This window comes from Novosphingobium indicum (assembly GCF_014645195.1).
In the GTDB taxonomy this organism is placed as follows: domain Bacteria; phylum Pseudomonadota; class Alphaproteobacteria; order Sphingomonadales; family Sphingomonadaceae; genus Novosphingobium; species Novosphingobium indicum.
Genome location: NZ_BMLK01000021.1, coordinates 43,371 through 65,027, shown reverse-complemented (window position 1 = coordinate 65,027; position 21,657 = coordinate 43,371). Strand labels below are relative to the sequence as shown.

Annotated in this window: 19 protein-coding genes; 3 read left to right on the top strand and 16 right to left on the bottom strand. The window is 63.9% G+C overall.

All coding sequences use genetic code 11. From position 1 onward, the window contains the following. Positions 1–4 precede the first annotated feature (4 nt). On the bottom strand, positions 5–1,699 hold the full coding sequence (locus IEX64_RS18800) for an FAD-dependent oxidoreductase (RefSeq protein WP_188822111.1): 1,695 nt from the start codon (positions 1,697–1,699) through the stop codon (positions 5–7). A gap of 224 nt (positions 1,700–1,923) precedes the next feature. Between IEX64_RS18800 and IEX64_RS18795 the strand changes: the two genes are divergently transcribed. Beyond that, entirely contained in the window at positions 1,924–2,733 is an 810-nt protein-coding gene (locus IEX64_RS18795) for an enoyl-CoA hydratase/isomerase family protein (RefSeq protein WP_188822109.1), read from the top strand. Positions 2,734–2,750: 17 nt separating this feature from the next. On the opposite strand, the gene IEX64_RS18790 is transcribed toward IEX64_RS18795, so the two are convergent. From IEX64_RS18790 to IEX64_RS18770, 5 genes are all read right to left on the bottom strand, one after another. Further along, positions 2,751–3,278, bottom strand: a complete 528-nt coding sequence (locus IEX64_RS18790; protein ID WP_188822107.1) for a hypothetical protein — start codon at positions 3,276–3,278, stop codon at positions 2,751–2,753. A gap of 60 nt (positions 3,279–3,338) precedes the next feature. Beyond that, a complete protein-coding gene (locus tag IEX64_RS18785; protein WP_188822104.1) occupies positions 3,339–4,760 on the bottom strand; it encodes an alpha/beta hydrolase in 1,422 nt (473 codons plus the stop codon). A gap of 106 nt (positions 4,761–4,866) precedes the next feature. Beyond that, complete coding sequence (locus IEX64_RS18780; RefSeq protein WP_188822102.1) at positions 4,867–5,202, bottom strand: DUF4286 family protein; 336 nt, start codon at positions 5,200–5,202, stop codon at positions 4,867–4,869. Between the two features lie 103 nt (positions 5,203–5,305). Next, positions 5,306–6,346: a helix-turn-helix domain-containing protein gene (locus IEX64_RS18775; RefSeq protein WP_188822100.1), complete on the bottom strand. Its 1,041-nt coding sequence runs from the start codon at positions 6,344–6,346 to the stop codon at positions 5,306–5,308. A gap of 180 nt (positions 6,347–6,526) precedes the next feature. After that, the gene (locus IEX64_RS18770; protein ID WP_188822098.1) at positions 6,527–7,498 is read right to left on the bottom strand and encodes an enoyl-CoA hydratase/isomerase family protein; all 972 of its coding nucleotides are present in this window, start codon (positions 7,496–7,498) and stop codon (positions 6,527–6,529) included. 101 nt (positions 7,499–7,599) lie between these two features. On the opposite strand from IEX64_RS18770, the gene IEX64_RS18765 reads away from it, so the two are divergent. Both IEX64_RS18765 and IEX64_RS18760 read left to right on the top strand, forming a co-directional pair. Continuing rightward, positions 7,600–8,721 (top strand): helix-turn-helix transcriptional regulator, encoded by a 1,122-nt coding sequence (locus tag IEX64_RS18765; protein WP_229710571.1) that lies wholly within the window; start codon positions 7,600–7,602, stop codon positions 8,719–8,721. Between the two features lie 13 nt (positions 8,722–8,734). Further along, on the top strand, positions 8,735–9,181 hold the full coding sequence (locus IEX64_RS18760) for a nuclear transport factor 2 family protein (protein ID WP_188822096.1): 447 nt from the start codon (positions 8,735–8,737) through the stop codon (positions 9,179–9,181). 23 nt (positions 9,182–9,204) lie between these two features. On the opposite strand, the gene IEX64_RS18755 is transcribed toward IEX64_RS18760, so the two are convergent. The 10 genes from IEX64_RS18755 to IEX64_RS18710 all read right to left on the bottom strand — a co-directional run bounded on the left by IEX64_RS18755 (position 9,205) and on the right by IEX64_RS18710 (position 21,526). Beyond that, entirely contained in the window at positions 9,205–10,182 is a 978-nt protein-coding gene (locus IEX64_RS18755) for an NADPH:quinone oxidoreductase family protein (protein WP_188822094.1), read from the bottom strand. A 100-nt stretch (positions 10,183–10,282) separates the two neighbouring features. Continuing rightward, on the bottom strand, positions 10,283–11,023 hold the full coding sequence (locus IEX64_RS18750) for an SDR family NAD(P)-dependent oxidoreductase (protein ID WP_188822092.1): 741 nt from the start codon (positions 11,021–11,023) through the stop codon (positions 10,283–10,285). A 136-nt stretch (positions 11,024–11,159) separates the two neighbouring features. After that, on the bottom strand, positions 11,160–12,464 hold the full coding sequence (locus IEX64_RS18745) for an acyl-CoA dehydrogenase family protein (RefSeq protein WP_188822090.1): 1,305 nt from the start codon (positions 12,462–12,464) through the stop codon (positions 11,160–11,162). 152 nt (positions 12,465–12,616) lie between these two features. Then, positions 12,617–13,741: a phosphotransferase family protein gene (locus tag IEX64_RS18740; RefSeq protein ID WP_229710570.1), complete on the bottom strand. Its 1,125-nt coding sequence runs from the start codon at positions 13,739–13,741 to the stop codon at positions 12,617–12,619. Then, positions 13,698–14,126 (bottom strand): MarR family transcriptional regulator, encoded by a 429-nt coding sequence (locus tag IEX64_RS18735; protein WP_229710569.1) that lies wholly within the window; start codon positions 14,124–14,126, stop codon positions 13,698–13,700. The genes IEX64_RS18740 and IEX64_RS18735 overlap by 44 nt, the downstream gene beginning before the upstream one ends. Positions 14,127–14,193: 67 nt before the next feature. Then, on the bottom strand, positions 14,194–15,303 hold the full coding sequence (locus IEX64_RS18730; RefSeq protein WP_229710568.1) for an alpha/beta hydrolase: 1,110 nt from the start codon (positions 15,301–15,303) through the stop codon (positions 14,194–14,196). A gap of 13 nt (positions 15,304–15,316) precedes the next feature. Then, positions 15,317–16,897: an AMP-binding protein gene (locus tag IEX64_RS18725; RefSeq protein WP_188822086.1), complete on the bottom strand. Its 1,581-nt coding sequence runs from the start codon at positions 16,895–16,897 to the stop codon at positions 15,317–15,319. 60 nt (positions 16,898–16,957) lie between these two features. Continuing rightward, positions 16,958–19,492, bottom strand: coding sequence for a penicillin-binding protein 1A (locus IEX64_RS18720; protein WP_188822085.1), 2,535 nt, complete (start codon positions 19,490–19,492; stop codon positions 16,958–16,960). 221 nt (positions 19,493–19,713) lie between these two features. Next, positions 19,714–20,403, bottom strand: coding sequence for a CDP-alcohol phosphatidyltransferase family protein (locus IEX64_RS18715; RefSeq protein WP_188822084.1), 690 nt, complete (start codon positions 20,401–20,403; stop codon positions 19,714–19,716). Between the two features lie 247 nt (positions 20,404–20,650). Next, entirely contained in the window at positions 20,651–21,526 is an 876-nt protein-coding gene (locus tag IEX64_RS18710) for an N-acetylmuramoyl-L-alanine amidase family protein (RefSeq protein WP_188822083.1), read from the bottom strand. Between the last annotated feature and the right edge of the window lie 131 nt (positions 21,527–21,657).

The following is a 21,657-nucleotide window of genomic DNA, read 5'->3' as shown; positions in this document are numbered from 1 at the left end:
CCGATCAGGCGATCTGGTTGTCGAGCCCGGCTGCATGCTTGGCGGCGAGCCATCCGAAGGTCATCGACGGACCCACACTCGCGCCCGCGCCCGGATAGACGTTGCCCATCGGCGAGGCCGTGGTGACGCCCGTCGCATAGAGGCCTTCGATCACCGAACCGTCGGCGCGCAGCACGCGGCTGTGCTCGTCGGTCACGACGCCGCCGTAAGTGCTGACGTCACCCGGCACGCAGGACACCGAATAGAACGGCGCCTTTTCGATGGTGCCGATCGATTTGGCCTCCGAGAACGGATCGCCGACATAACCGCACTTGTCGTATTCGCGCTCGCCGCGGTGGAAATCCTCGTCTTTGCCGGCGCGCGCAAAGGTGTTCCAGCGCTCGACCGTGGCCTTGAGCTTGTCGGCCGGTACACCGATGCTCTGCGCCAGTTCCTCGAGCGTATCGGCCTTGTGCAGATAGCCGGTGCCTTCCCAGGCCTTCGGGATCTTCTTGTCGATCCACTTGCCGGCGACCTGGTACTTTTCGGCGTACTGCTGGTCCATGATCGCCCAGCTCGGGATCGCACCGACCTCGCGGTCGCGCTTGAGCATGTTTTCGCAGAACAGCTCGTAGGAGCCGCCTTCGTTCATGTAGCGCTCACCCGTCTGGTCGACGAGAATGGCATGAGGCTTGGCCGTCACGCTCTGCATGCCGGGCATGACGTATTCCTTTTCCCAGCCCGGCGCCTCGGTCATCTGGAAGCCGACCATCTGGTCCATCTGCGCCAGCACGCCGCCGAGGCGCTCCAGCTCGATGTGCATGTCGCCGGTATCTTCCTTGGGCGTCTGCGACCACTTGGACTGGCTGCCGGGAATGTACTTGTCGCGCATCGCCTGGTTGTGCGCGAAGCCCCCGGCATTGACGAGAATGCCCAGGTTCGCGCCGACGCGGATGGCCTTGCCGCCCGGCTCGGCCACGACGCCCACGGCCTTGCCGGCATCGTCGAGAATGATCTCGCGCACGGGCGCTTCGGTGCGGATATCGACACCTGCTTCGAGCGCCGCCTTGAGCAGGCGGCCCTGCAGGCAGGCACCCGCGGTGGTGTACTGGCGGCCGCGCAGCTTGTCACCGATAGTGCGCAGCGCAATCTTGGCGAGCGTCTTCTTGGCGTTCGGATTTGTGCGCATGTGGCCAAGCTGCATGCCTTCGCTCAGCGTCGCGTTCACTTCGACGAAGCCCTTGCGCAGCTTCTTGCGCCAAGGGCCGAGTTCCTTGAGATTGAAGGGCTTGGCCACGACAGTTCGCGTGGTTTTGAAGCCGCCGGGCATTTCGTCGTAGTAGTCCGGCCAGTAGTGGTGGCCCCGCTGCAGTTCGATCCCGTTATCGATCAGGAAGTCGATCATCTTGGACGCCTGCGTCGCGTAGGCGCGGCGTTTTTCCGGGGTTGAACCCGGTGCGGGATTCCCGTCGAGGTTCTGCAGCGCATCGAGATAGGTCACTGCGGCTTCGACGGAATCGCTCTCACCATCCTCGGCGATGAAGCGGTTGTTCGGGATCCACATGACGCCGCCCGACTTGCAGGTGGTGCCGCCCACGACATCCGCCTTTTCGAGAATCAGAACGGACTTTCCGGCCTGACGCATCAGCAGTGCGGAAGCCATCGAGCCGGCCCCGCTGCCCACGACCACCCAATCGAAGGTCTCGTCGAATTGCGCCATACCCTTGCTCCCTCTCGCAGTGCCTTATTCGCGCCTGATGCGCGTCTGTCTGGCGCGAAAATAGACAGGAGCGCGAATGCTTTGGCAAGGTGAGGCGCGCAACGCCACGGCGATGGACCACAGGTTTCGCCCGAGCGAACGGTTGGCAGAGCACGGTGGATTTGCTCTGGCCTCAAGTCGATCCTGGCCTATGACCAGCAGCGTTCCATGGGAGACCCGCCGCGATGACCGATACCGCCCCTGCCCTGCCCAGCCTTGGCACCATCGAGATGGCCCGCGAAGGCCGTCTGCTGCGCATCACGCTGAACCGGCCCGACGCGCTCAACGCGGTGAACCTGCAGCTTCACGACGATCTGGCCGAGGCCATGTGGTTCGCCCAGTGCGACACGGGATCGGACGTCATCGTCCTGACCGGCGCCGGCCGCGCCTTTTCGGCGGGCGGCGATCTCGACCACATCGAGAATAACGCAAAGAACCCGCACCTGTTCGACCACGAGACGCGCGTCGCCAAGCGCATCGTCTCCACGCTGCTCGACATCGACAAGCCGGTGGTCTGCCGGATGAACGGCCACGCGGTCGGCCTAGGCGCCACGCTCGCCTTGCTGTGCGACGTTATCTTCGCGGCGGAAAGCGCCAAGATCGGCGACCCGCACGTCGGCCTCGGCCTTGTCGCGGGCGATGGCGGCGCGGTGATCTGGGCCCAGCGCATCGGCCTCACCCGCGCCAAGGAATACCTCCTCACCGGAGACCTGCTGAGCGCGCAGAAGGCCGCCGAGATCGGTCTCGTCAACCACTGCGTCCCACTCGAGGAACTCGACGCGAAGGTCGATGCCTTCTGCGAAAAGCTGCTGAACGGCGCCACCGTCGCGATCCGCGCCACCAAGATCCTCACCAACCTCGAACTCAAGCGCGTCGCCACGGCGCTGATGGATGCGGGCATTGCCTATGAAAGCGTCTCGGTGCGCAGCGCCGATCACATGGAAGGCATCCAGGCGCTGAAAGAGAAGCGCAAACCGAAGTTCACCGGTCGCTGATTTTCAAAACGCCGGGCTCAGCCCGACAGCACAATCCCGGCCAGCAACAGAAGCTTGGGCACTGCAATCAGGGTTGCGGTGCCTAAAGTGATCGCGCGGATGGACGGACTGACATAGCCCGCATCGTTACGCCTCAGCCACACGGCCAGAAATCCGCCGACCAGCACGGCCCAGGCAATGGACGTGACCACGATCTCACCGGTCAGTTCCGCAGGCAGGCCGATCAGATAGGAACTCTGCGCCCAAGTCGGCAGTGCAAAGACGATCGCGACGAGCACCGAGACGGCGACCTGACGCGGCCCTAGCGCGCGGGGTTCGTGCCGGTCGGGCCCCAGTATCCGGGCACTGATGTACATCATCGGCGGCGCGAACAGCAGGGCCGCGAACCACCCGGTAATGGCGCCGATGCCATGCCGGTCGAACATCGCATAGCTCACGGTATCGGTCGGACTGAATTTGCCGAGAACATGCCCACACGACCATGCCCGTGCAAAGACAAGCACGAGCATCATCATCACGCCCAGCAGGTCCAACGACTTCCGCATGCAGCTTTTTGGCCGAGTTGGCGTACTCCCCCTGTCGGCACGCGCTGCATTACTTATCCGTTATTCAACCGATTTTGCCAAGGCCTCCGCATTGCAGGTGGCGGCTGCCGGCTCTCCGGCGACGAAGCGGGACACGCTGGCAACAAAGCAGCCCGGCGCGACGAGCGGCATGAAGTGGCCCGCGCCTTCGACGGTCACGAACTGCACCGGATCCCCCACCTCCACGAGCGCTGCGGCATGGTCGCTGGCGCCGCCATAAGGCGTGTTGGGATCGAGCGTGCCGTGAACGATCAGCGTCGGCGGCAGATTCTTCGGATCTTGGCCGAAGTAGCCGTCACGCCGGTAGCGCGGCCCCGGACTGCTGGCGAGAAGCCCCGGCAAGGTGCTGACGAACAGAGCGTCCTTCGCCTCCGCAGCGACGGTTTCCCTGGTCAGGTCGGGCCTGGAATTGTTTTCCGATCCGCTCACCAGCATGACCAGCGGGATCGATGAGGGAGACTGCGGATAGTGCTGGAAAAGCGCCCCATGCTCCGCAAGCTTCGCCGCGGCATCCTTGAGCGGCTGCACATCGTCCTCAGCAAGCGCCGCGATGATCGCGGGGATGCGGTCGCGCAAGTCGGGATAGTTAAGGAAGCTGCCGAGCAGAAGCCGCAGATTTCCGCCGGGGACTTCCCCCTTCCACGCCGGCGAAGGCTCGGCCAGTAGTGCACGGTATCGCGCGATCTGCGCCGGCGTCAGCACGGCGCGGCCGACGGCATCGACCACTTGGGTACGATGGCTGAGGTCGTGCCCGGTATCGGTTTCGGGCGGAACCAGACCATCGAGCACGATCCCGTCGAGGACGGGCGGCGCAACCAGCATCGTGCGCAGGACAAGCTGCGTGCCGTAGGACACCCCATAGAGATAGACCTGCCCCGGCTGCCGATAGCGACCGATCAGCGTGGCAAGATCATGCGCTGCATTGGTGACAGTGAAAGCCTTGGTGCGTTCCGCCTTTGCGAAGAGCGTGCCGATGCACGGCCCCCATTCCTTGCCGGCCAGTGCCATGCCATCCGGACTGTCCGGCGCCTCCTGCTCGGGGCACAGCTTGGTCGAATAGCCAGTGCCGCGATGGTCCGGCACGACGAGGTCGTACCCCGCAAACGCCTTCCGGTAGCTGTCCAGCAGGGGATAGAACGAAGCGCCGGATTCGCCCGGTCCGCCCGCCACCAGCCAGACTTCGCCGCGCCGCTGCGCGGGGTCGACCGCGGGAAACTTGCGCAGGAACAGGTCCATGGCTTCGCCGTCATCCACAGAAGATCCGGCCGGATCGAGCGGCACCCGGGCCATGGCGCACAGCGAACCCGGCAATGCCGGACCATCGGCGCTGTCCTGACACGGATGAAATGCCTGATCGGCGATCGGCGAAGCCCGCGCGTGCGCAGGAGCCGTCAGGCAGAAAGCGGAGATCGCAAAGGCGAAGACCGAAGTTTTTCCAAGCATTATAGAGGGCTATCAATACCCCTCGCCAGAAACAAGCCAGCCCGCCGGGTATTCGGCGGGCTGGATCGGTCGTTCGTAGAAAGCTTTTGAAATCGGGTATGCCGGATCAGTCCGGCACCACCCGGTCGCCCATTTCGGTGAAGAGCGCGGTGTAGCAGGTCCCCATGTCCTGGGAATCGCTCTGGGTCATCTCTCCGGCCTGCGCAGCCTGGCCCATGGCCCCCAGCAGGGCCATCGGATCGTCGGCCTCGATGTCGTAGATCGCCATGTATTCGTTTTCGTCGCTGCCCATCAGCTTGGCGACGAGCTTGTAGCGCTGCGCGCCGGCCATGCCGAACTTGTTGACCAGTTCGGGCAGGTGCGTGTTGTTGTACCAGTCGTGATACTCTTCCTCGCGGCCGGGTTTCGGACGTGTGAGAGCAACGAGCTTCAATTTGGGCATGGCATCCTCCTGATTATGCAGCGCGCAACATTCGTCATCACTGAAAGCGATGCAAGTGCGCACTATCTAGCAGTACGCACTCATCGCCTCGCCGGACGCGGGCTTACTGGAGAAGCTGGCCGGCTTGCGGGAAGTCCGGAAAGCGCTCTGCCTTCTCGACCTGCATCGCCACTTCCTCCCGCGCACTGCACTCACCGCGAAACTCGCGGGGATTGGCGCCGAACACGCGCTTGAACATGCGGCTGAAGTGCGCCGGGCTCTTGAACCCGACGCCATAGGCGATCTCGCTGATCGAGATGTCGCGCGGGTCCGAATTGGCGAGCCAGTCCTTGGCTTTGGCCAGCCGCTGCTCCCAGACGAGCTCGGAAAACGAGGTCTCGCGCAGACGCAGGAGGAACGAGAGATAGCGCGGGCTGATGCCGCAGCCCTTGGCGACCATCGCGGTCGAAAGCTGCGGATCGGAAAGGTGCACTTCGATGAAGCGCAGCACTTCTTCAAGCCTGCGGTCGGCAATCGACTGGCGCGCCGGCTGCAGTTCCTCGGTTGCGCGAACGGCATTGCCGATAAGGCCGAACGCCGTCTCGGTCAGCAGCCGCGCCGATTCCTCGCCCAGCCCGCCGTCGTCATCGAAGACGTCGGTCAGGATGTTCTCGGCAATGGCGAGTTCGGGCCGCTCGACGGGCATGAACAGGCCGGTGCTGAAATCGTGCTGGATATACGAGCGCAGGATATGGGTTGGCACGGTGACGTGCAGCACTTCATGCACATTGTCGCTGTCGGTACGGCATTCGATGAAGAACGGCGACATCGAACGGGTAATGACGAAATCGCCCGGCTTGGCCACCTTGCTGCCGCACTGGTTCGAAAAGGTCAGTTCGCCGTGCTTCACGAACCACAGGATCGAAAGATCGGTGGCATCCTCGCGGATGTGCTGCCGGGTGCGCCGGAAGAACAGGTTCGTCGCGGACCGCTGCTTGATGATCGAGATCGCGCCGACCGTCTTACGTTCGGAGCGGACCTCCACGTTCGATGCATCCTCGATCCAGAAATCGCCGCGATAGTATTCCTGGTCGCGAGCCCCGCGGAACATCTGCTGACATTCGCGGTAGTTACGCTTGTCGAACGAGAACAAAGTCTCAGTCATGGTTCTCTCCCGTTGGCGGGGCAGGGAAATCCTCTCCGCCCTCACCGGACTGGCCGCCGACTCCTGTCGGTCTGGTCACTTCAATAGGTACCACGTACAGGGCAGCGAACTCTACATCACGTGCAAACCTTTCTGCATTGCACGCATTGTCGATGCTCACCGCCCTGCAGCGTTCTGCGATCAGCCCTTGCGGCCCTTCATGGAAAGGCGCCATTCGGGCGGATAGTTCTGGTCATGGCCCTTCACGACCATGCCGATGCCCTGCTTGAAGGTATCGCCCTTGCCCAGGTTGACGTCGTTGTCCCCGTCATCCTTCATCAGCGGCAGCATGCCTTCGAGCCAGCCGGTGAGCAGCGAACCGAAGTATTCGCCACGGTACTGCTTGTAGGCCTCGATGAAGGTTTTCTGCGCGACGACGACGTCGGTCGGGCGCGTGATAGAGCAGGCATGAGCGTATTTGGCGGTTTCCGCTTCGAGCTGATCGCGCGGCACCACCGAATTGACGAAGTTCGACTGGAACATCTCGGCCGCCGTGAACGGACGGCCGGTGAACAGCATCTCCGAGAAGCGGCGCAGGCCCACGGTTTCCAGCCACTGCCACATGCGCGGGCCCCAGCCGGCGTAGCGGAACGAGGGATGGCCGAAGAGCGCATCGTCGGACGACACGATCAGGTCCGCGTCGGCGCACTGGTAGAAGTGCCAGCCATAGCAGTATCCCTTGGCCTCGATGATCGAGATCTTCTTGAATTCCTGCAGCGGACGGTTGCCCGAGCGCGCCTTGGCGTAATAATCGGTGAGCCCGTGCAGGTAGCGGAAAGAGCCTGCCGGCGGATACTTCACGCTGGGGTCGTCGATTTCCAGATCGACCAGGAAGTTATCGTCCGGACCCGGGTTCAGATAGAGATCGCCATGCTCGTTGAGGTCGCCGCCGCTGCCGAGGTGATCGCCCATGCCGCGGATGACGAGCACTTTCACTTCGTCGTCGATGTTCGCCTTGAACACCAGCTCGCCAAAGCGGGCGCGCATGCCGATGGTGGCGGTGTTGTGCTTGTCGAGCCGGTTGAAGGTGATCGTCGCGATCTTGGTCGCGGGGTCCTTTTCGTAAAGGACATGCTCTTCTGCGGCTTTCTTGTGATCGGCAATGGTCTTCATCTGATCTCTCTCCCGATTATGTGGCGTATTCGTGCTTTCCCGCCTGCTGCCACAGGCAAGCAAGGGGGTATTGGCATTTCGCGCGGCTTTCTCGATATTGCATGCCGCAATACAACAGCGGGCAGGACGCGCAGACGGCCGCCCCGACTTTCCAGCCGGTGAGGACAGCCATGGGCCAAAGCAGCTTCTTCAGTCTCGACGGACCTCTCGACGTCGCCCCCGGCGGCGGCCAGGTCCGCGCCGCCAACTTCGCCGGATTGGCGCAGGTCGCCCGCAATCACGGACGCGATGCGCGCGGCATCGTCGAGCGCTACGGCATGGAAGCGCGCGTGCTGACCGATCCCGAAAGCCTGATCGCGCCGCAGCAGCTTGCCGATACTTTCGAATACTGCAGCACGGCCTTCGACGACCCGCTGTTCGGGCTGCACATCGCCACCATTCAGGACCCCGAGGTCTTCGGCTGCGTGACCGCGCTGTGCCGTTCGGCCCCTACGGTTCGCGCGGGCATCCGCTGCCTGATCGATTTCCTTCCGGTCGTCCACGCCCCCGATTGCGAAGTCGTGCTGATCGAAGGCCGCGAAACCGCCGAACTGACCTGGCTGGTCAACGCCGACATTGGCGTGAACGACCAGGCCAACTACCAGGCGGCCATGCTCAACACGAAACTGCTACAGGCCATCGGCGGCCCCGGTTTCCGTCCGAGCTGGGTGAGCCTTTCCGCCGATACCCGCTCCAGCGATCTGCCCGAAATCGAGAAGACGCTGGGCTGCCGGGTCGTCGGCCATTCCGCGCGCAATTCGGTGGCCTTCCCGGTCCACGCACTCGAGCAACCGGTACCGAGCGCCAACCGCCTGCTGTTCAAGCTGCTCGGGTCCTATCTGCAGCGGGTGAAATCGGAGCACAGCCAGTCGATTATCGACAAGGTCGACAGCTTCATCCGCGGCTCGCTGGCGCGCGGGACGTGTTCGATCGAACGCTGCGCCGAAAAGACCGGCATGTCGGTGCGCACGCTGCAGTCGCGCCTGTCTGCCGAAGGCGCGAAGTTCTCCGAACTCGTCGAAAAGCAGCGCGAAACACTGGCCAAGGCGCATCTTGCCGACAAGCGCCTGTCGCTCGACGAGATCGCCGACCGTCTCGGCTACGGCGAGCAGACCAGCTTCGGGCGCGCCTTCAAGCGCTGGACCGGGATAACCCCGCAGCAGTACCGCGCATCGTCCTGCTGAGAGCCACCGACTGATGACCGAAGTGGAACGCCTCCTCGCCATCGAGGAGATCAAGCAGACGAAGGCCCGGTATTTCTACGGTCTCGACCACCGCGACTGGGATCTGTGGCGCAGCAGCGTCTGGGCACCCGATGGCCGGCTCGAAGTGCCCGAGGCCGATATGGTCGTCGCACCGCTCGACAAGATCATCGAGTGGGTCGCCGCCTCGACCGGCGATCAGGTTTCGGTGCATCACGGACACATGCCGATCATCGACTTCGTCTCGGACGACGAGGCGCGCGTGATCTGGGCGATGGAAGACCGGCTCTACCGGACCGCGCAACATCCGCTTGCAGACGGCAGTACTTATCTCCACGGCTTCGGGCACTACCACGAGACCTACCAGCGGCTCGATTGCGGCTGGCGCATCCAGTCCAGCCGGCTGACACGGCTGCGGGTGGAGACGCGCAAGACCTTCTGACGGCTGCGCTGTCGCCGGCTGCCTCAGTCCATCTTCAGGACGATGCGACCCGCGGCCTTGCCCGAGAACGCCGCGTTCATGGCGGCTGCATAGTCCTCGATAGCAAAGCGCTCGGCGATGGCAGGGCTGAAGATGCCCTCGCCCGCCAGTTCCATGACCTTGCGGCGCATCGCCTCAGCTTCTTCGGGGCGCTTGATCGCGTGATCGCGCATCTGCACGCCGACGAGGCTGGCGCTCTTGAGCAGCGCGAGGTTGGTGCGCAGCGCGGCAATGCCCCCGGTAAAGCCGATCACGAGATGTCTGCCGTCATAGCCGAGGCACCGGAACGCCGGCTCCAGTGCGTCGCCGCCGACCGGATCGAAGACCAGGTCGATCGGCTTGCCGTCGTTTGCCGCGACCACCTGATCGCGCCAGTCCTCGGCTCCGGTGGTCACAACTGCATCAGCGCCGCCGTCAAGCGCCGCCTGCTGCTTTACCGCGCTGGAGGCCGAGGCGATCACGCGCAGCCCCAGATGCTTGGCCACCTGAATCGCCGCGAAGCCGGTGCCACCGGCTGCCCCGAGCACCAGCAGCGTCTCGCCCGGCTTCGCGCGGCCCCGATCGGCGAGCGCATAGTAGGCGGTCTGGTAGTTTACCGAGAAGACCGAAGCCTGCTCGAAGCTCATCGCCTCGGGGACCTTTGCCATGTTGGCAGCCTTGAAATTGTTCGCTTCGGCGAACAGTCCGCCCAGCCCCCCGCAGAACACGCGGTCACCCACGGCAAGGTGCGTGACGCCCGGCCCCACGGCCTCGACGACACCCGCCGCCTCGCTGCCGGGAGTGAACGGCAGCGGCGGCTTGAACTGGTACTTGCCCATGGCGGTCAGCACATCGACATAGGAGACCCCCGCCGCCTTGATCGCCACACGGACTTCGCCGTCCTTGGGGGCACCGGGATCGAAGTCTTCGAGGACATAGCTTTCGGGCGGGCCGAATTCGTGGCCGATTACAGCGCGGGGCATAGAAAAACTCCCAGGGAACGTAGTGACTTGGTCAACCGATCCTCCTCCCGCAGGCGGGAGGGGAGAAAGTGGGGCCGCGCCCTTCGGGACGGCGCGCCGGTTAATGCTGCCCGCCGTCGCAGCGAACGAGCGAGCCGGTCACGTTGACCGAAGCCGGGCTCGCCAGAAACAGCGCGGCGGTGACGATGTCCTCCGGCTCGGCGGCATGACCGCGCGGAATCGGGATCGGGCCCTTGCCCTTGTCCGGCCAGGCCTCGACGATGTCGGTGCGGAAGGCGCCGGGCGAGAGCGTGTTCACTCGCACCTTGGGCGCATATTCCCACGCGAGGCTCTTGCTCATGGCGTTGAGCGCCGCCTTGGACGAGCCGTAGGGAATCGTCTTGGGCAGCGGCATCATCGAGCCCGAGGACGAGACGTTGATGATGCATCCGCCCTTCCCTTCGGACATGCGGTGCGCCATCAGGCTGGCAATGCGGAACGGCCCCTTGAAGTTGAGGTTCACGACGGAGTCGAACAGCTTCTCGGTTACCTCGTGGCTCGGTTGTGCCGGACTCATCCCCGCGTTGTTCACAAGGATATCCACACGCCCGAAGGCATCCCAGGCCTGATCGACCAGTTCGGTGCAGGCATCCCAGCGGCCGACATGGGCGGAGAGTGCCATGGCCCGCACGCCCAGCGCGCGGCATTCCTCGGCGACGGCCTCGCAGTTTTCCAGCTTGCGACTGGCAATGATGACGTCGCAGCCGCGCTCGGCGAAGGCCTTGACCATCTGGTACCCGAGCCCGCGCGAACCGCCGGTGACGAGCGCAACCTTGCCGGTAAAATCGAACAGCGGGTCCATCTCTATTCTCCAATCCTCAGATCTTCGTCATGGCGAGGAGGCGAAGCCGACGCGGCCATCCAGAGTGCAGGCAAACCGCCCTGGATCGCTTCGGCCTGCGGCCTCGCAATGACGAGGGGGATGTTGGACGCCACGTTCATGACTCCCGCGCGTCGGGATAGCGAGCCAGCGCGGCCGCCGTCCGTGTCGGGATGTGCTCGCTGGGGAACATGCCCTCGGCAGGCTTCGCGCGCTTGAGATAGGCGCGGGCAAGCTGCGACTTGTGCGCATCGGTCGGCCCGTCGGCGAAGGCCAGGGACATGTGCCCGCCGTACCACTTGGCCAGCGGCATATCGAGCGAGATGCCCAGCGATCCGTGGATCTCCAGCGCCTTGCCGACGACATTGGCATAAACCGAGGCCATGGCGACCTTGCACATGCCGATGTGCTTGCGCGGCGCGCCGTGCTTCAAGCGGCCGGCCTCGACTTCATCGATCATCCACGCGGTCTTGAGCACCAGCAGTCGGAACTGTTCCAGCTCGATGATGGAATCGGCGATCTTTTCCTGCACCATCTGGTGCTCGCCCAGCATCTTGCCCTTGGTCGTGCGCGAAACGGCGCGTTCGAGCATCATGTCCATCGCCCGGTTGCACATGCCGACCGTGCGCATGGCGTGGTGGATGCGCCCGCCGCCCAGACGCGCCTGCGCGACCTTGAAGCCGTCCCCCCGCTCGCCAAGCATGTGATCGTAGGGAATGCGCACCTTGTTGTAGCGGATATGCGCGTGGTGGCCGTTCTCGGGATCGAAGTCTCCGGCGATCGCGACATTACGGATGATCTCGATGCCCGGGGTCTCGGTCGGCACGATGAACATGCTCATGCGCTCGGTCAGCGGCTTGTCGGCATCGGTAACGGCGAGCACCAGCAGGAACGAAGCGAACTTGGCGTTGGATGAGAACCATTTCTCGCCCTCCAGCACCCATTCGTCACCCTCAAGCGTAGCCGAGCAGGTGAACACGTCGGGATCGGCCCCGCCCTGCGGCTCGGTCATCGAGAAACACGAGACGATCTCCCCGGCCATCAGCGGGCCTAGATAGCGCTGCTTCTGCTCGGGCGTGCCGAACAGTGCGAGGATCTCGGCATTTCCGGTGTCGGGCGCGGCAGTGCCGAACACCACCGGCGCCCAGCTCGAACGGCCGATGATCTCGTTCATCAGCGCCAGCTTCACCTGCCCGTAGCCCGGACCGCCAAGATGCGGGCCGAGGTGGCAGGCCCACAGGCCCTGCTTCTTCACTTCCTCCTGCAGCGGCTTGAGGTGGCGTTTGGCCGCCGCGTAGTCGGGATCGAACTGCGCACCCTGTTCGGGAAACAGCAGGTCCATCGTCTCGCATTCCTCGCGGACGAATTTGTCCATCCAGTCGAGCTTGGCCTGGAATTCGGGTTCAACACTGAAATCAATCATCTCAGACTCTCCTCAGATCCTCCCCGGTGCGGGGAGGGGGACCATGCGAAGCATGGTGGAGGGGCACGGGCGGCAAGACGAAACGCCGCGTAAACCGCCTGTGCCCCTCCACCACCTTGCGGGTGGTCCCCCTCCCCCGCCGGGGGAGGATTTTACTTGAGCTTCCGCACTTCGGCGGCGGTTTCCTTGAAAACATTCTCAACGATGCGCGCGAAGAAGCGCCCGGTGTCCTTCGAAAGGATACCGGCTTCGGCCTGGGCCACCTTGTATTCGAGCAGGCATCCCGACTTGAACCGCGAGAGGATCGAGAACCAGCGAAAGTCCTCGATATTGCGGCCGGTCCCGGCGCAATAGTAGCGGGCCAGTTCCTGCTTGGTGGGGAAGTGTTCCGGGTTGTTTAGCGCGGTCGCGAACTCCTTGTCGGGGTTCTCCTCGTCGCGCATGCCGCCGGTGAACCAGCCCATGTCGATCATGGGATCACCGATGGTCGAAAGCTCCCAGTCGATCATCGCCGCCAGCCGCGCCGGCGGCCCCCACTGGAACATCATGTTGGGCGTGCCGACATCGCCGTGGATGATGCCGCGCACTTCCTCGGGCAGCTTTGCCCCGCGCAGCCATTCCTCGGTTTCCTTGTAGCCTTCCAGCTCGCGGCCTTCGTAGCCGTAGCGCTCCTTGTAGGAGGCAAGCTGGCCGGACCAGCGATCGACTTGTCGCTCTAGGAACTTGCCCGGCTTGCCGTAGTCGCCGAGGCCGATCGCCTCGTAGTCGACATTGGCCAGCTTCACGAGGCCGTCGACGATGGCGAAGGGAATGCCGTATTCGTAGGGCATCCGGTCGAACGGCGGCTCATTGTGGATCTTCTCGTCGCGCAAGTTGGGCGCCCAGCCGTCGACCTTTTCCATTACGTAGAACGGCGCGCCGGCCACGCTGTCATCCGGGCAGGAACCATAACAGACGGGGTGCGGCACATCGGTCTGATTGAGCGCGGTGAGGATGCGCGCCTCGCGCAGCACGCCCTTCTCGGCGCCCGGTGGCGGCACTTCGGGCGGACGGCGCATGACCATCGGCTTCTCGCCGCGGTCGAGCGTGAGCACGACGTTGGAGGTACCGCCCGAAAGCAGCGAGGTCTTGAGCGGCCCCTTGCCCAGTTCGGGCACGTGGGCATCGAGCCATTCGGTCAGCGGCCCGATCGGGGCCAGTTTATCGAGATCGGCTTCCATCATCCTCTCCGTTTCAGCGCCTGCGAAGCTGCGCTTCCAGTTTTCTGCGTAGGGCACGAAGCACCAGCGTCGCCTCGCGCACGGATTCGATCTCGGCGGCGGGCAGCAGGTCTTCGGCAATGGCATCGGCGCGCGCATCGATGGCGCGTTTCAGCGCCAGCCCTTGCTCGGTCGCGCACAGCAGCGGGGCCCGCTTGTGATCGGGATTGTCGAGCGTTTCGATCAAGCCGCCATCGCGCAGCGAATTGGCCGCGCGCTGCACGAGTTGTCGCGCCTGCCCCATAGAGCGGCCGATCTGCGCCACGGTGGGAGCCTTTTCGGCCTCCACCACGGCATTGAGCACCATCTGCTCGGAATCGTTGAGGGCACTTTCCTGCCGCGCAGCCGCAAACACGCTGCGCAGCCGGCTGTTCAACCGGATCGTCTCATCGACAAGCCCCACCAGGGGATGCCGCGACTCGAAAGGCCCTCTCTCCATGACATGATCATGTCATTTCGACACGATCATGTCATTCTGAATCGGCTTCGATCTCGTCGAGCATCGTCCGGGCGAGCTTGAGGAAAGCCACCGTATCGTTCTGCGCCGAGGGAATATCCTTGCGGAACGTCGCGAAGCCGTGGATCAGCCCCTGGCCCTCATAATAGACGGTCGGCACGCCGGTCTCGACCAGCTTGGCGGCATAGGCCCTGCCCTGGTCGCGCAGCGGATCGAGCGAGGCAGTCACCAGCACCGTGGGCGGCATGCCGTGCAGATCGCCGAGCAGCGGCGAGGCCTTCAGGCTCTGCGGATCGGCCTCGTACATCGCACTGAACTGCCCCATGCTCTTGGCATCGAGCATGTACCCTTCGGCGAATTTCTCGGCGGAAGGATAGGTCCGCGAGAAATCGGTCGCCGGATAGATCGGGATCTGCATCACGACCGGCACGGCTGCCGGCTTGTCGCGCAGGGCTGCTGCAGCCACGAGCGTCAGGTTGCCACCCGCGCTGTCCCCACTGAGGATCAGGCCGGTGAAGTCACGGCCGAACGATTCGCCGTTCTCCGCGACCCAGCGCGCTGCGGCCTCGCCATCGTCGACGGCGGCGGGAAACGGGTTTTCCGGTGCAAGGCGGTATTCAACCGAAACAACAGGCAGATCGAGCTGGCGCGCGATCTCCGCGGCTATCCCCGCGTGGGTATCGATGCTGCCAAGCACATAGCCACCGCCGTGGTAGAAGACCACGACCGGTCCCGGCTCGCGCTCCGCGCGGGTATCGAACAGGCGCAGCGCCATCGGCCCGCCGGGCCCCGGCATCGTCACATCCTTGATCACCGCCATGTCGCCGACCGGCAGATCCTGCTGCGACATCGCCGCCACGGCTGCGGGCGGAAGCTGGTGGATCTTGATCAGCATCTCGCGCGTGAACGGCGGCTTGGGTGTGGCGTAGAACGTCTTGAGATAATCGACGACATCGGGCCGCACGTAAGGCTTGGCCGCGCTTTCCTTTTCAGCCTGCGCGTGAACGGTGCCCTCTGCACTCGCATCTTTCGCCATCGCCGGGAGCGGAGCCGTCAGCGCGACCAGCGCTGCGCAGGGAACAAACCAGCGGCGCGCCATGCGCGAACGGGAACCTGTCTTCATGGTCATTACCTCCTCAGACGACGGCAACCGAATTGCCGTAGAGCTTGCGCAGTTCATGCTTGGCCAGCTTGCCCGAAGGCAGGCGCGGCAGTTCCTTGACGAATTCGTACTCGCGCGGCGCGGTGACCGGCGAAATCCGCTCGCGGCACCAGTCCTTGAGCGACTGTTCCAGCGCGGGCCCGGCATCGGCCCAGTCCTTGGGCTGGACCACGGCCTTCACCTTCTCGCCGAATTCGGGATCGGACACGCCCAGCACCGCGACGTCGAGCACCTGGGGATGGACGATCAGGCAATCCTCGATTGCCTGCGGGTAGATGTTCACCCCGCCCGAGATGATCATGAAGTCCTTGCGATCCGTGAGGTAGAGATAGCCGTCCTCGTCGAGCTTGCCGATGTCGCCCACCGCGAACCAGTTGTCGTGCTCGGGATGCGTGGCTTTGCGCGATTTTTCGGCGTCGTTGAGGTAGTTCACGACACGCCCGCCCGGCGCCTCGAAATAGACGATCCCGCTTTCGCCCGGCGGCAGTTCGCGCCCTTCCTCGTCGCAGATGTGGATCGGGCCGAGCGAGGACTTGCCCACCGATCCGGGCCTTTCGAGCCACTCCTGCGAGGTGATCGCGGTCGCGCCGACACCTTCGGTGCTGCCGTAGTATTCGAAGATGATCGGGCCCCACCACTCGATCATGCGGCGCTTGATCTCGACCGGGCACGGCGCGGCGGCGTGCACCGCCATGCGCAGCGAGGACACATTGTATTGCGCGCGCACCTCGTCGGGCAGCGCCAGCATGCGCACGAACATGGTCGGCACGAACTGCGCGACGCCCACCTTGTAGCGGTCGATGGCGGCAAGCACGCCTTCAGCATCGAACTTGCGCTGGGTGACGAAAAGCCCGCCCAGACGCTGCGCGGTGACCATGCCGGACAGCGGCGCGCCGTGGTAGAGCGGGCCGACGTTGAGCGAGACCAGCGGGTCCAGCTCGTGATAGATCGGCATCACGCCTTCGAGCGCGTTGAACTCGTCGATCGGGCCGGGGGTAAAGGGCAGGACTATTCCTTTGGGCCGCCCGGTCGTGCCGCTCGAATAAATCATGTGAAAGCCGGAAATCTCGTTCGATACCGGCTTGGCGGGCATCGCCTCCAGCGCCTCGGACAAGGGCTCCGCGCCTTCCATGGCACCCTCCCCTGCCGGGTCGCCGGCGTGGTACACCTTGGCCACACCGGGCACGAGCTCGGCATGGTCGCGGGCCAGCGCGCGCGGCGTTTCGCCGATGGAAGCCGAGAGGATCAGCACTTTCGCCCCGGCGTCCTCGACAATGTACAAGGCTTCGGAAGGCTTGAGGTGTGTGGACAGCAGCGTGACGAAGCAGCCGCAACGCGTGGCGCCCCAGTAGACCTGCGCGAACTCGGGCGAGTTGCGCAGCATCACCGCGATACGGTCTCCCGGCTGCAGCCCCAGTGAGCGCAGCAGTTGCGCGAAGCGGTTGGAGCCTTCGTCCAGCTGGCGATAGGTCAGCGTCTCGCCGGTGTCGGCGACAACGAGAGCCAGGGCATCAGGCGTAGTGCGCGCATGACACGACGGATGGTAGCCGGGCATCGATCAATCCTCCCAAAGTTTTAAGTCGGAGCGTTTGCCGCTCTCAGACTGTACGAGTGCTCAGTATAGCCCACCCTGCTGTTCTGCAAAGTCCTGTGCTTCGCCTGCGACGGCACGCGCCTTTGCCGCTTCGCGCTCTTCGCGCGCCTGCGCGATCTGTGCGACCAGGGCATCACGCCGGCGGGTGAATTCATCCTGCGCGGTATATTCGCGCGGTTCGGTATCGGGTTTGAAAGCCTCCCAGATGACCGAAGCCTTGGGCGCATCGCTCGGCTCCACACCCATGACCTGCTTGCCGGTCACACGGTCGATCCGGACCATGCGCACGCCCGGTGGGGCGAGCAGCGGCCGGTCGGTCCAGCGTTCGCGCGTGGCCTCGACGACATCCTTGAAGATCGGCGCGGAAATGCGGCCGCCCTGCGCCCAGCCGCCCAGCGAGCGCGGGCTGTCGTAGCCGACGTAGACGCCGCCGACGTAGTCCTGATTGCCGCCCATGAACCACACGTCGGTCGGACCGTTGGTAGTGCCGGTCTTGCCGAACAGCGGCAGGTTCAGGCTGCGCAGGCGCACCGCGGTACCGCGGATCACCACGCCTTCCAGCATGTGGACCGTCTGATAGGCGGTCGCGGCATCCATCACCTGCTTACCCTTTCGGGCGATGCGCGGCATCGGCTTGCCGTCCCACTCGGCCATGTTGCAGGGGTCGCAGTGCCGCGGATCGGCACGCCAGATCACCTTGCCATTGCGATCCTGCACGTAATCCATCACCGAAGCCGGGAACTGGACGCCATTGTTGGCGAGCGCCGAATAGGCGTTGACCATCCGCTCCACCGTGGTCTCACCCGCGCCGAGCGCGAAGGACAGGTACGGCTTGTAGTCGCCGATGCCCACGTTGTGGAACGTCTTGATCACGCGCGGCATGCCGGTGTCGTTGGCGATGCGCACCGTCATCAGGTTGCGCGACTGCTCGAGCCCCCAGCGCAGCGTATGCCTGCCCGCTCCGCCCTCGTTGCCGAAGTTCTTGAAGCACTTCTGGCCCAGCGCCGCGCCCTGATAGACGCAGAAGGTGCCGTCCAGCACCTGCGTGGCCGGGGTCATGCCGTTCTGGAGCGCGGTGGCATAGACGAAGGGCTTGATGGTCGAACCCGGCTGGCGCTCGGCCTGCGTGGCGCGGTTGAACGAACCGAGGCCGAAATCGAAGCCACCCTGCATGGCGAGGATGCGACCCGTGGAAGGCTGCTCCATGACCATGCCGCCAGAGACTTCCGGAACCGTCCGCAGCGCCCAGGTGCCCGCGGACACCGGTTCCGCCACCACGAAGTCGCCCACCTTCGCCTTGTCGGCGACATTGGTCAGCGCGGCGATGTTGCCATCGGAAAAACCGATACGGCCGGTGCTGCCGGACGTGTCGAGAATGACGCCGACGCGCCAGTTCTTGTAGTCGATCGTGCGGTTGGAGACGATCAGCTGGGTCTGCCAGTTCTCCATATCCTTGATATGCGCGACCGGACCGGTCCAGCCGCGGTTGCCGTGAAAGCTGAGCAGGCCTTTACGCAGCGAGGCGCGCACGGCCTTCTGCATTTCGGTATCGAGCGAAGTGCGCACCCAGAGGCCGCCGGCATAGACGCTGTTCGGACCATCCTCGGCCTTTTCGCCGTAGCGGTCGATCAGGCGACGGCGCACTTCCTCCACGAAATAACCGTTCGAGGGATCGTAGCTTTCGGAGCGGCGCGGAATGAGCCCCAGCGGCTTGGCCTTCGCGGCATCGGCATCGGCGCGCGATACCCAGCCGTTGTCGACCATCTGCTCCAGCACCCAGTTGCGGCGGGTGATCGCCATGCCCTCGTACTTCTTGCGGCCATAGCGTTCGGGCGCTTTGGGCAGGATCGCGAGGAAGGCCGCCTCGTGCAGGTCGAGATCGCCCACGTCCTTGCCGAAATAGGCTCGCGAGGCCGCCTGCACGCCGAAACTCTGACGGCCCAGCGGAATTTCGTTCAGGTAGAGCTCGAGGATCTGCTGCTTGGTCAGCACACCTTCGATGCGATGCGCGACGATCATTTCCTTGAGCTTGCGGGTAACCGAATACTCGTCACCGATCAGGATGTTCTTGGCGACCTGCTGGGTAATCGTCGACCCGCCCTTGGCGCGACCGCCCGTTCCCAGCTTGGAAACATAGTCCACCACCGCGCCGGCCAGACCGGTGAAATCGACACCGCCATGCGTCCAGAACGTCTTGTCTTCGGCTGACAGAAAAGCATTCACCAGCGGCTTGGGAAAATCGACGAAGCGCAGCTGCACGCGCCGCTCGCGCGCGTAGCTGTAGACGATGTCGCCATCGATATCGCGGACCATCGTCGGCAGCGGCGGCTGGTATTCGAGCAGCTTTCCGGCATCGGGCAGATCGCGGGTCAGGATGTTCCAGAAACCGGCGAGGCAGACGAATCCGGCCAGGCACAGATAAGTAAAGCGGCGTAACCACTTGCGCTCGCGCCAGACGGACCCGATTGCGGCCAATCCCCCCGAAGCGCCACGACGGACGCGGTAGGTGGCATCTTCGGGCTGCGGCTCGCCGGACGTGTCGGTAGGATCGCTCATTGCGCCAGCCCTCTAGCACGCTCGTTTCGCGCAGCGCCAGACAGGAAGCGCGAATTTGCGACGAGTATCTTCGTGTGGGGGCATTGGTGCGGCTGTTGCTTGAGTGATGGCGGCAAGTACAAGGCTGAGGCGCGATGACTGCTATACAGGACTTGCGCCCATAATCAGACCTGCAGGACACGCCGCCAAAGCGAAAATCATGGCAAAGAATAGACCGACGGTTATTGACGCCGAGCTGGCTCTTCGATCGCCAACCTCCGCGCAGTCAATGCAGTTTGCGCTATAAAGAACGCGATCAGCATTCCACCAATCGAACCGACGATGAGATCGAACCAAGTTAATGTGCCGAATAACACCGGCTCCGATCCGGCAACGATCATCGCCAACGTCAGGGCTATCAGTATCAGGCGGAGTTCGGTCGGCCCCGCATATGCATAGGAGAGCTTCATCTCGCCAAGCACTCTAACCAGAAGAAAGGCATGGATAGAGAGGAGCAGATAACCTGCAAGCGCGAGGAGAGCGACTTCAAGCAGAACGTAACTGCTCAGGCCGATGCCCACAACCACCAGCGTCGTCGCAAGCCCATCGCAGCTGTGATCTAGGAAGTATCCGTATCTCGGCCTCTCGATCTTGCGATACCTTGCAAGGCTGCCATCCATGGAATCGCCGAACCATTGGATCACATAGCCAAGGATGGACCACCATAACCATCCATCACCGAGATTGCTGGTAACATAGCCGGCAAACACCATGAATGCTCCCACCATGCCGATAGTGGTCAGCAAGTCGGGCACTACCCAGGCGGGCATCCGCGCACACAACCAATTGAGGATCTTCCGCTCCGATTGCGCCAGGAGATTTTCCTGAATGCGCTCGATCTTGCCTTGTTTTGTGCTTTCCAGACCCGCCATCGTCGTTCCTGCTATCTATCTTGAGGCATGGAGCCTTAGGAGCGGGAGGCGTCCCGTTATCCGTTCGCGCCTTTATCCGAGCCCTGAGACCGAATGTCCACAACAGTCGGTCGGACGAAGGACATTAGATATGCACCCGTATGCCGGGGGCAGGTCGATGTCCGCTCCCCCGACAAAATCGCGATTCCAGCCTCAGCCTTGGTCCGCCGATAGCTGCATCTATTGAACCGAAATCAGGCAGGGCGTCCTAAACCCCCGCCTTGCGCGCAAGGTAGATCCGCACCGCCCGCGCCGTGGCATCGGCCAGGACCTTGCGGCCTTTCGCGGAGCGCAGGAACGCCTGATCCTGCGGGTTGTTTATGTAGCCGGTCTCGAACAGGATCGAGGGAATGTCGGGCGCCTTGAGCACTGCCAGCGCCGCCAATTCGATGCGGTCGTGATGCAGGCCGACATCCTCCGCACGCAGTTCGCGCAGCATCAGGTCGGCCAGTTCGGTCGAATCCGCCTGTGTGCCGCGCTGCGAGAGGTCGAGCAGGATCGCGCCGACATTCTCATTCGCATCCGAAAGCGACACGCCGTTGATCCGGTCCGCCCCGTTCTCGCGCGCGGCGAAGCGTTCGGCGGCCTCGCTCGACCCCTTCCTGGACAGCACATAGACGCTGGCGCCGCGCGCCTGATCGCTTTCGGCACTGTCCGCATGGATCGAGATGAACAGGTCGGCATTGAGCCTGCGGGCAATGTCCGGGCGGTCCTGCAGCGAGACGAAGCGGTCGGTGTCGCGGGTCAGCGCGACCCGGATGCCGCCCCCTGCCAGCAGCCGGTCGCGAATGGCCTGGGCGATCCGCAGCGCCACGGTCTTTTCGCGAACGTCCCTGGTGCCGGCGCCGGGATCGAAACCGCCATGCCCGGGATCGATGACGACCAGCGGCCGGCTGGCATCGGCGGGACCGTCCACCCTGGGCAGGTCCACCGGCGCATCGACGCTCGGCAGGTCGAAGCGCACCACGTAGTCGTAGTTCTCGCCATCTTCCGCAGCGGAAAAGGTCCTGTCGACCACGAATGCCGCCACCAGCAGCGCCAGTGGCGCCGAGAGGAGGATCAACAATTGTATCATGCGCGACATTGCCGGATTGCCTAGATGGCGTTCGCCGAACCGGCAATCCTGCCCCGGCGTGTTCCCACGGTTTTGGTCAAGGAATTGGTAACCCTGTTTGCCCTAAAAGCGCCCTAGCCAAGTAACTTGCCGATGGCGGC

Coding starts and splice junctions, on each gene's coding strand:
- IEX64_RS18790 (WP_188822107.1), bottom strand. CDS start 3,278: ATGCGGAAGTCGTTGGACCTGCTGGGCGTGATGATGATGCTCGTGCTT.
- IEX64_RS18765 (WP_229710571.1), top strand. CDS start 7,600: ATGCCGCAATACAACAGCGGGCAGGACGCGCAGACGGCCGCCCCGACT.
- IEX64_RS18720 (WP_188822085.1), bottom strand. CDS start 19,492: ATGAGCGATCCTACCGACACGTCCGGCGAGCCGCAGCCCGAAGATGCC.
- IEX64_RS18795 (WP_188822109.1), top strand. CDS start 1,924: ATGACCGATACCGCCCCTGCCCTGCCCAGCCTTGGCACCATCGAGATG.
- IEX64_RS18780 (WP_188822102.1), bottom strand. CDS start 5,202: ATGCCCAAATTGAAGCTCGTTGCTCTCACACGTCCGAAACCCGGCCGC.
- IEX64_RS18730 (WP_229710568.1), bottom strand. CDS start 15,303: ATGAAGACAGGTTCCCGTTCGCGCATGGCGCGCCGCTGGTTTGTTCCC.
- IEX64_RS18760 (WP_188822096.1), top strand. CDS start 8,735: ATGACCGAAGTGGAACGCCTCCTCGCCATCGAGGAGATCAAGCAGACG.
- IEX64_RS18745 (WP_188822090.1), bottom strand. CDS start 12,464: ATGATTGATTTCAGTGTTGAACCCGAATTCCAGGCCAAGCTCGACTGG.
- IEX64_RS18755 (WP_188822094.1), bottom strand. CDS start 10,182: ATGCCCCGCGCTGTAATCGGCCACGAATTCGGCCCGCCCGAAAGCTAT.
- IEX64_RS18770 (WP_188822098.1), bottom strand. CDS start 7,498: ATGAAGACCATTGCCGATCACAAGAAAGCCGCAGAAGAGCATGTCCTT.
- IEX64_RS18710 (WP_188822083.1), bottom strand. CDS start 21,526: ATGTCGCGCATGATACAATTGTTGATCCTCCTCTCGGCGCCACTGGCG.
- IEX64_RS18750 (WP_188822092.1), bottom strand. CDS start 11,023: ATGGACCCGCTGTTCGATTTTACCGGCAAGGTTGCGCTCGTCACCGGC.
- IEX64_RS18785 (WP_188822104.1), bottom strand. CDS start 4,760: ATGCTTGGAAAAACTTCGGTCTTCGCCTTTGCGATCTCCGCTTTCTGC.
- IEX64_RS18725 (WP_188822086.1), bottom strand. CDS start 16,897: ATGCCCGGCTACCATCCGTCGTGTCATGCGCGCACTACGCCTGATGCC.
- IEX64_RS18715 (WP_188822084.1), bottom strand. CDS start 20,403: ATGGCGGGTCTGGAAAGCACAAAACAAGGCAAGATCGAGCGCATTCAG.
- IEX64_RS18775 (WP_188822100.1), bottom strand. CDS start 6,346: ATGACTGAGACTTTGTTCTCGTTCGACAAGCGTAACTACCGCGAATGT.
- IEX64_RS18800 (WP_188822111.1), bottom strand. CDS start 1,699: ATGGCGCAATTCGACGAGACCTTCGATTGGGTGGTCGTGGGCAGCGGG.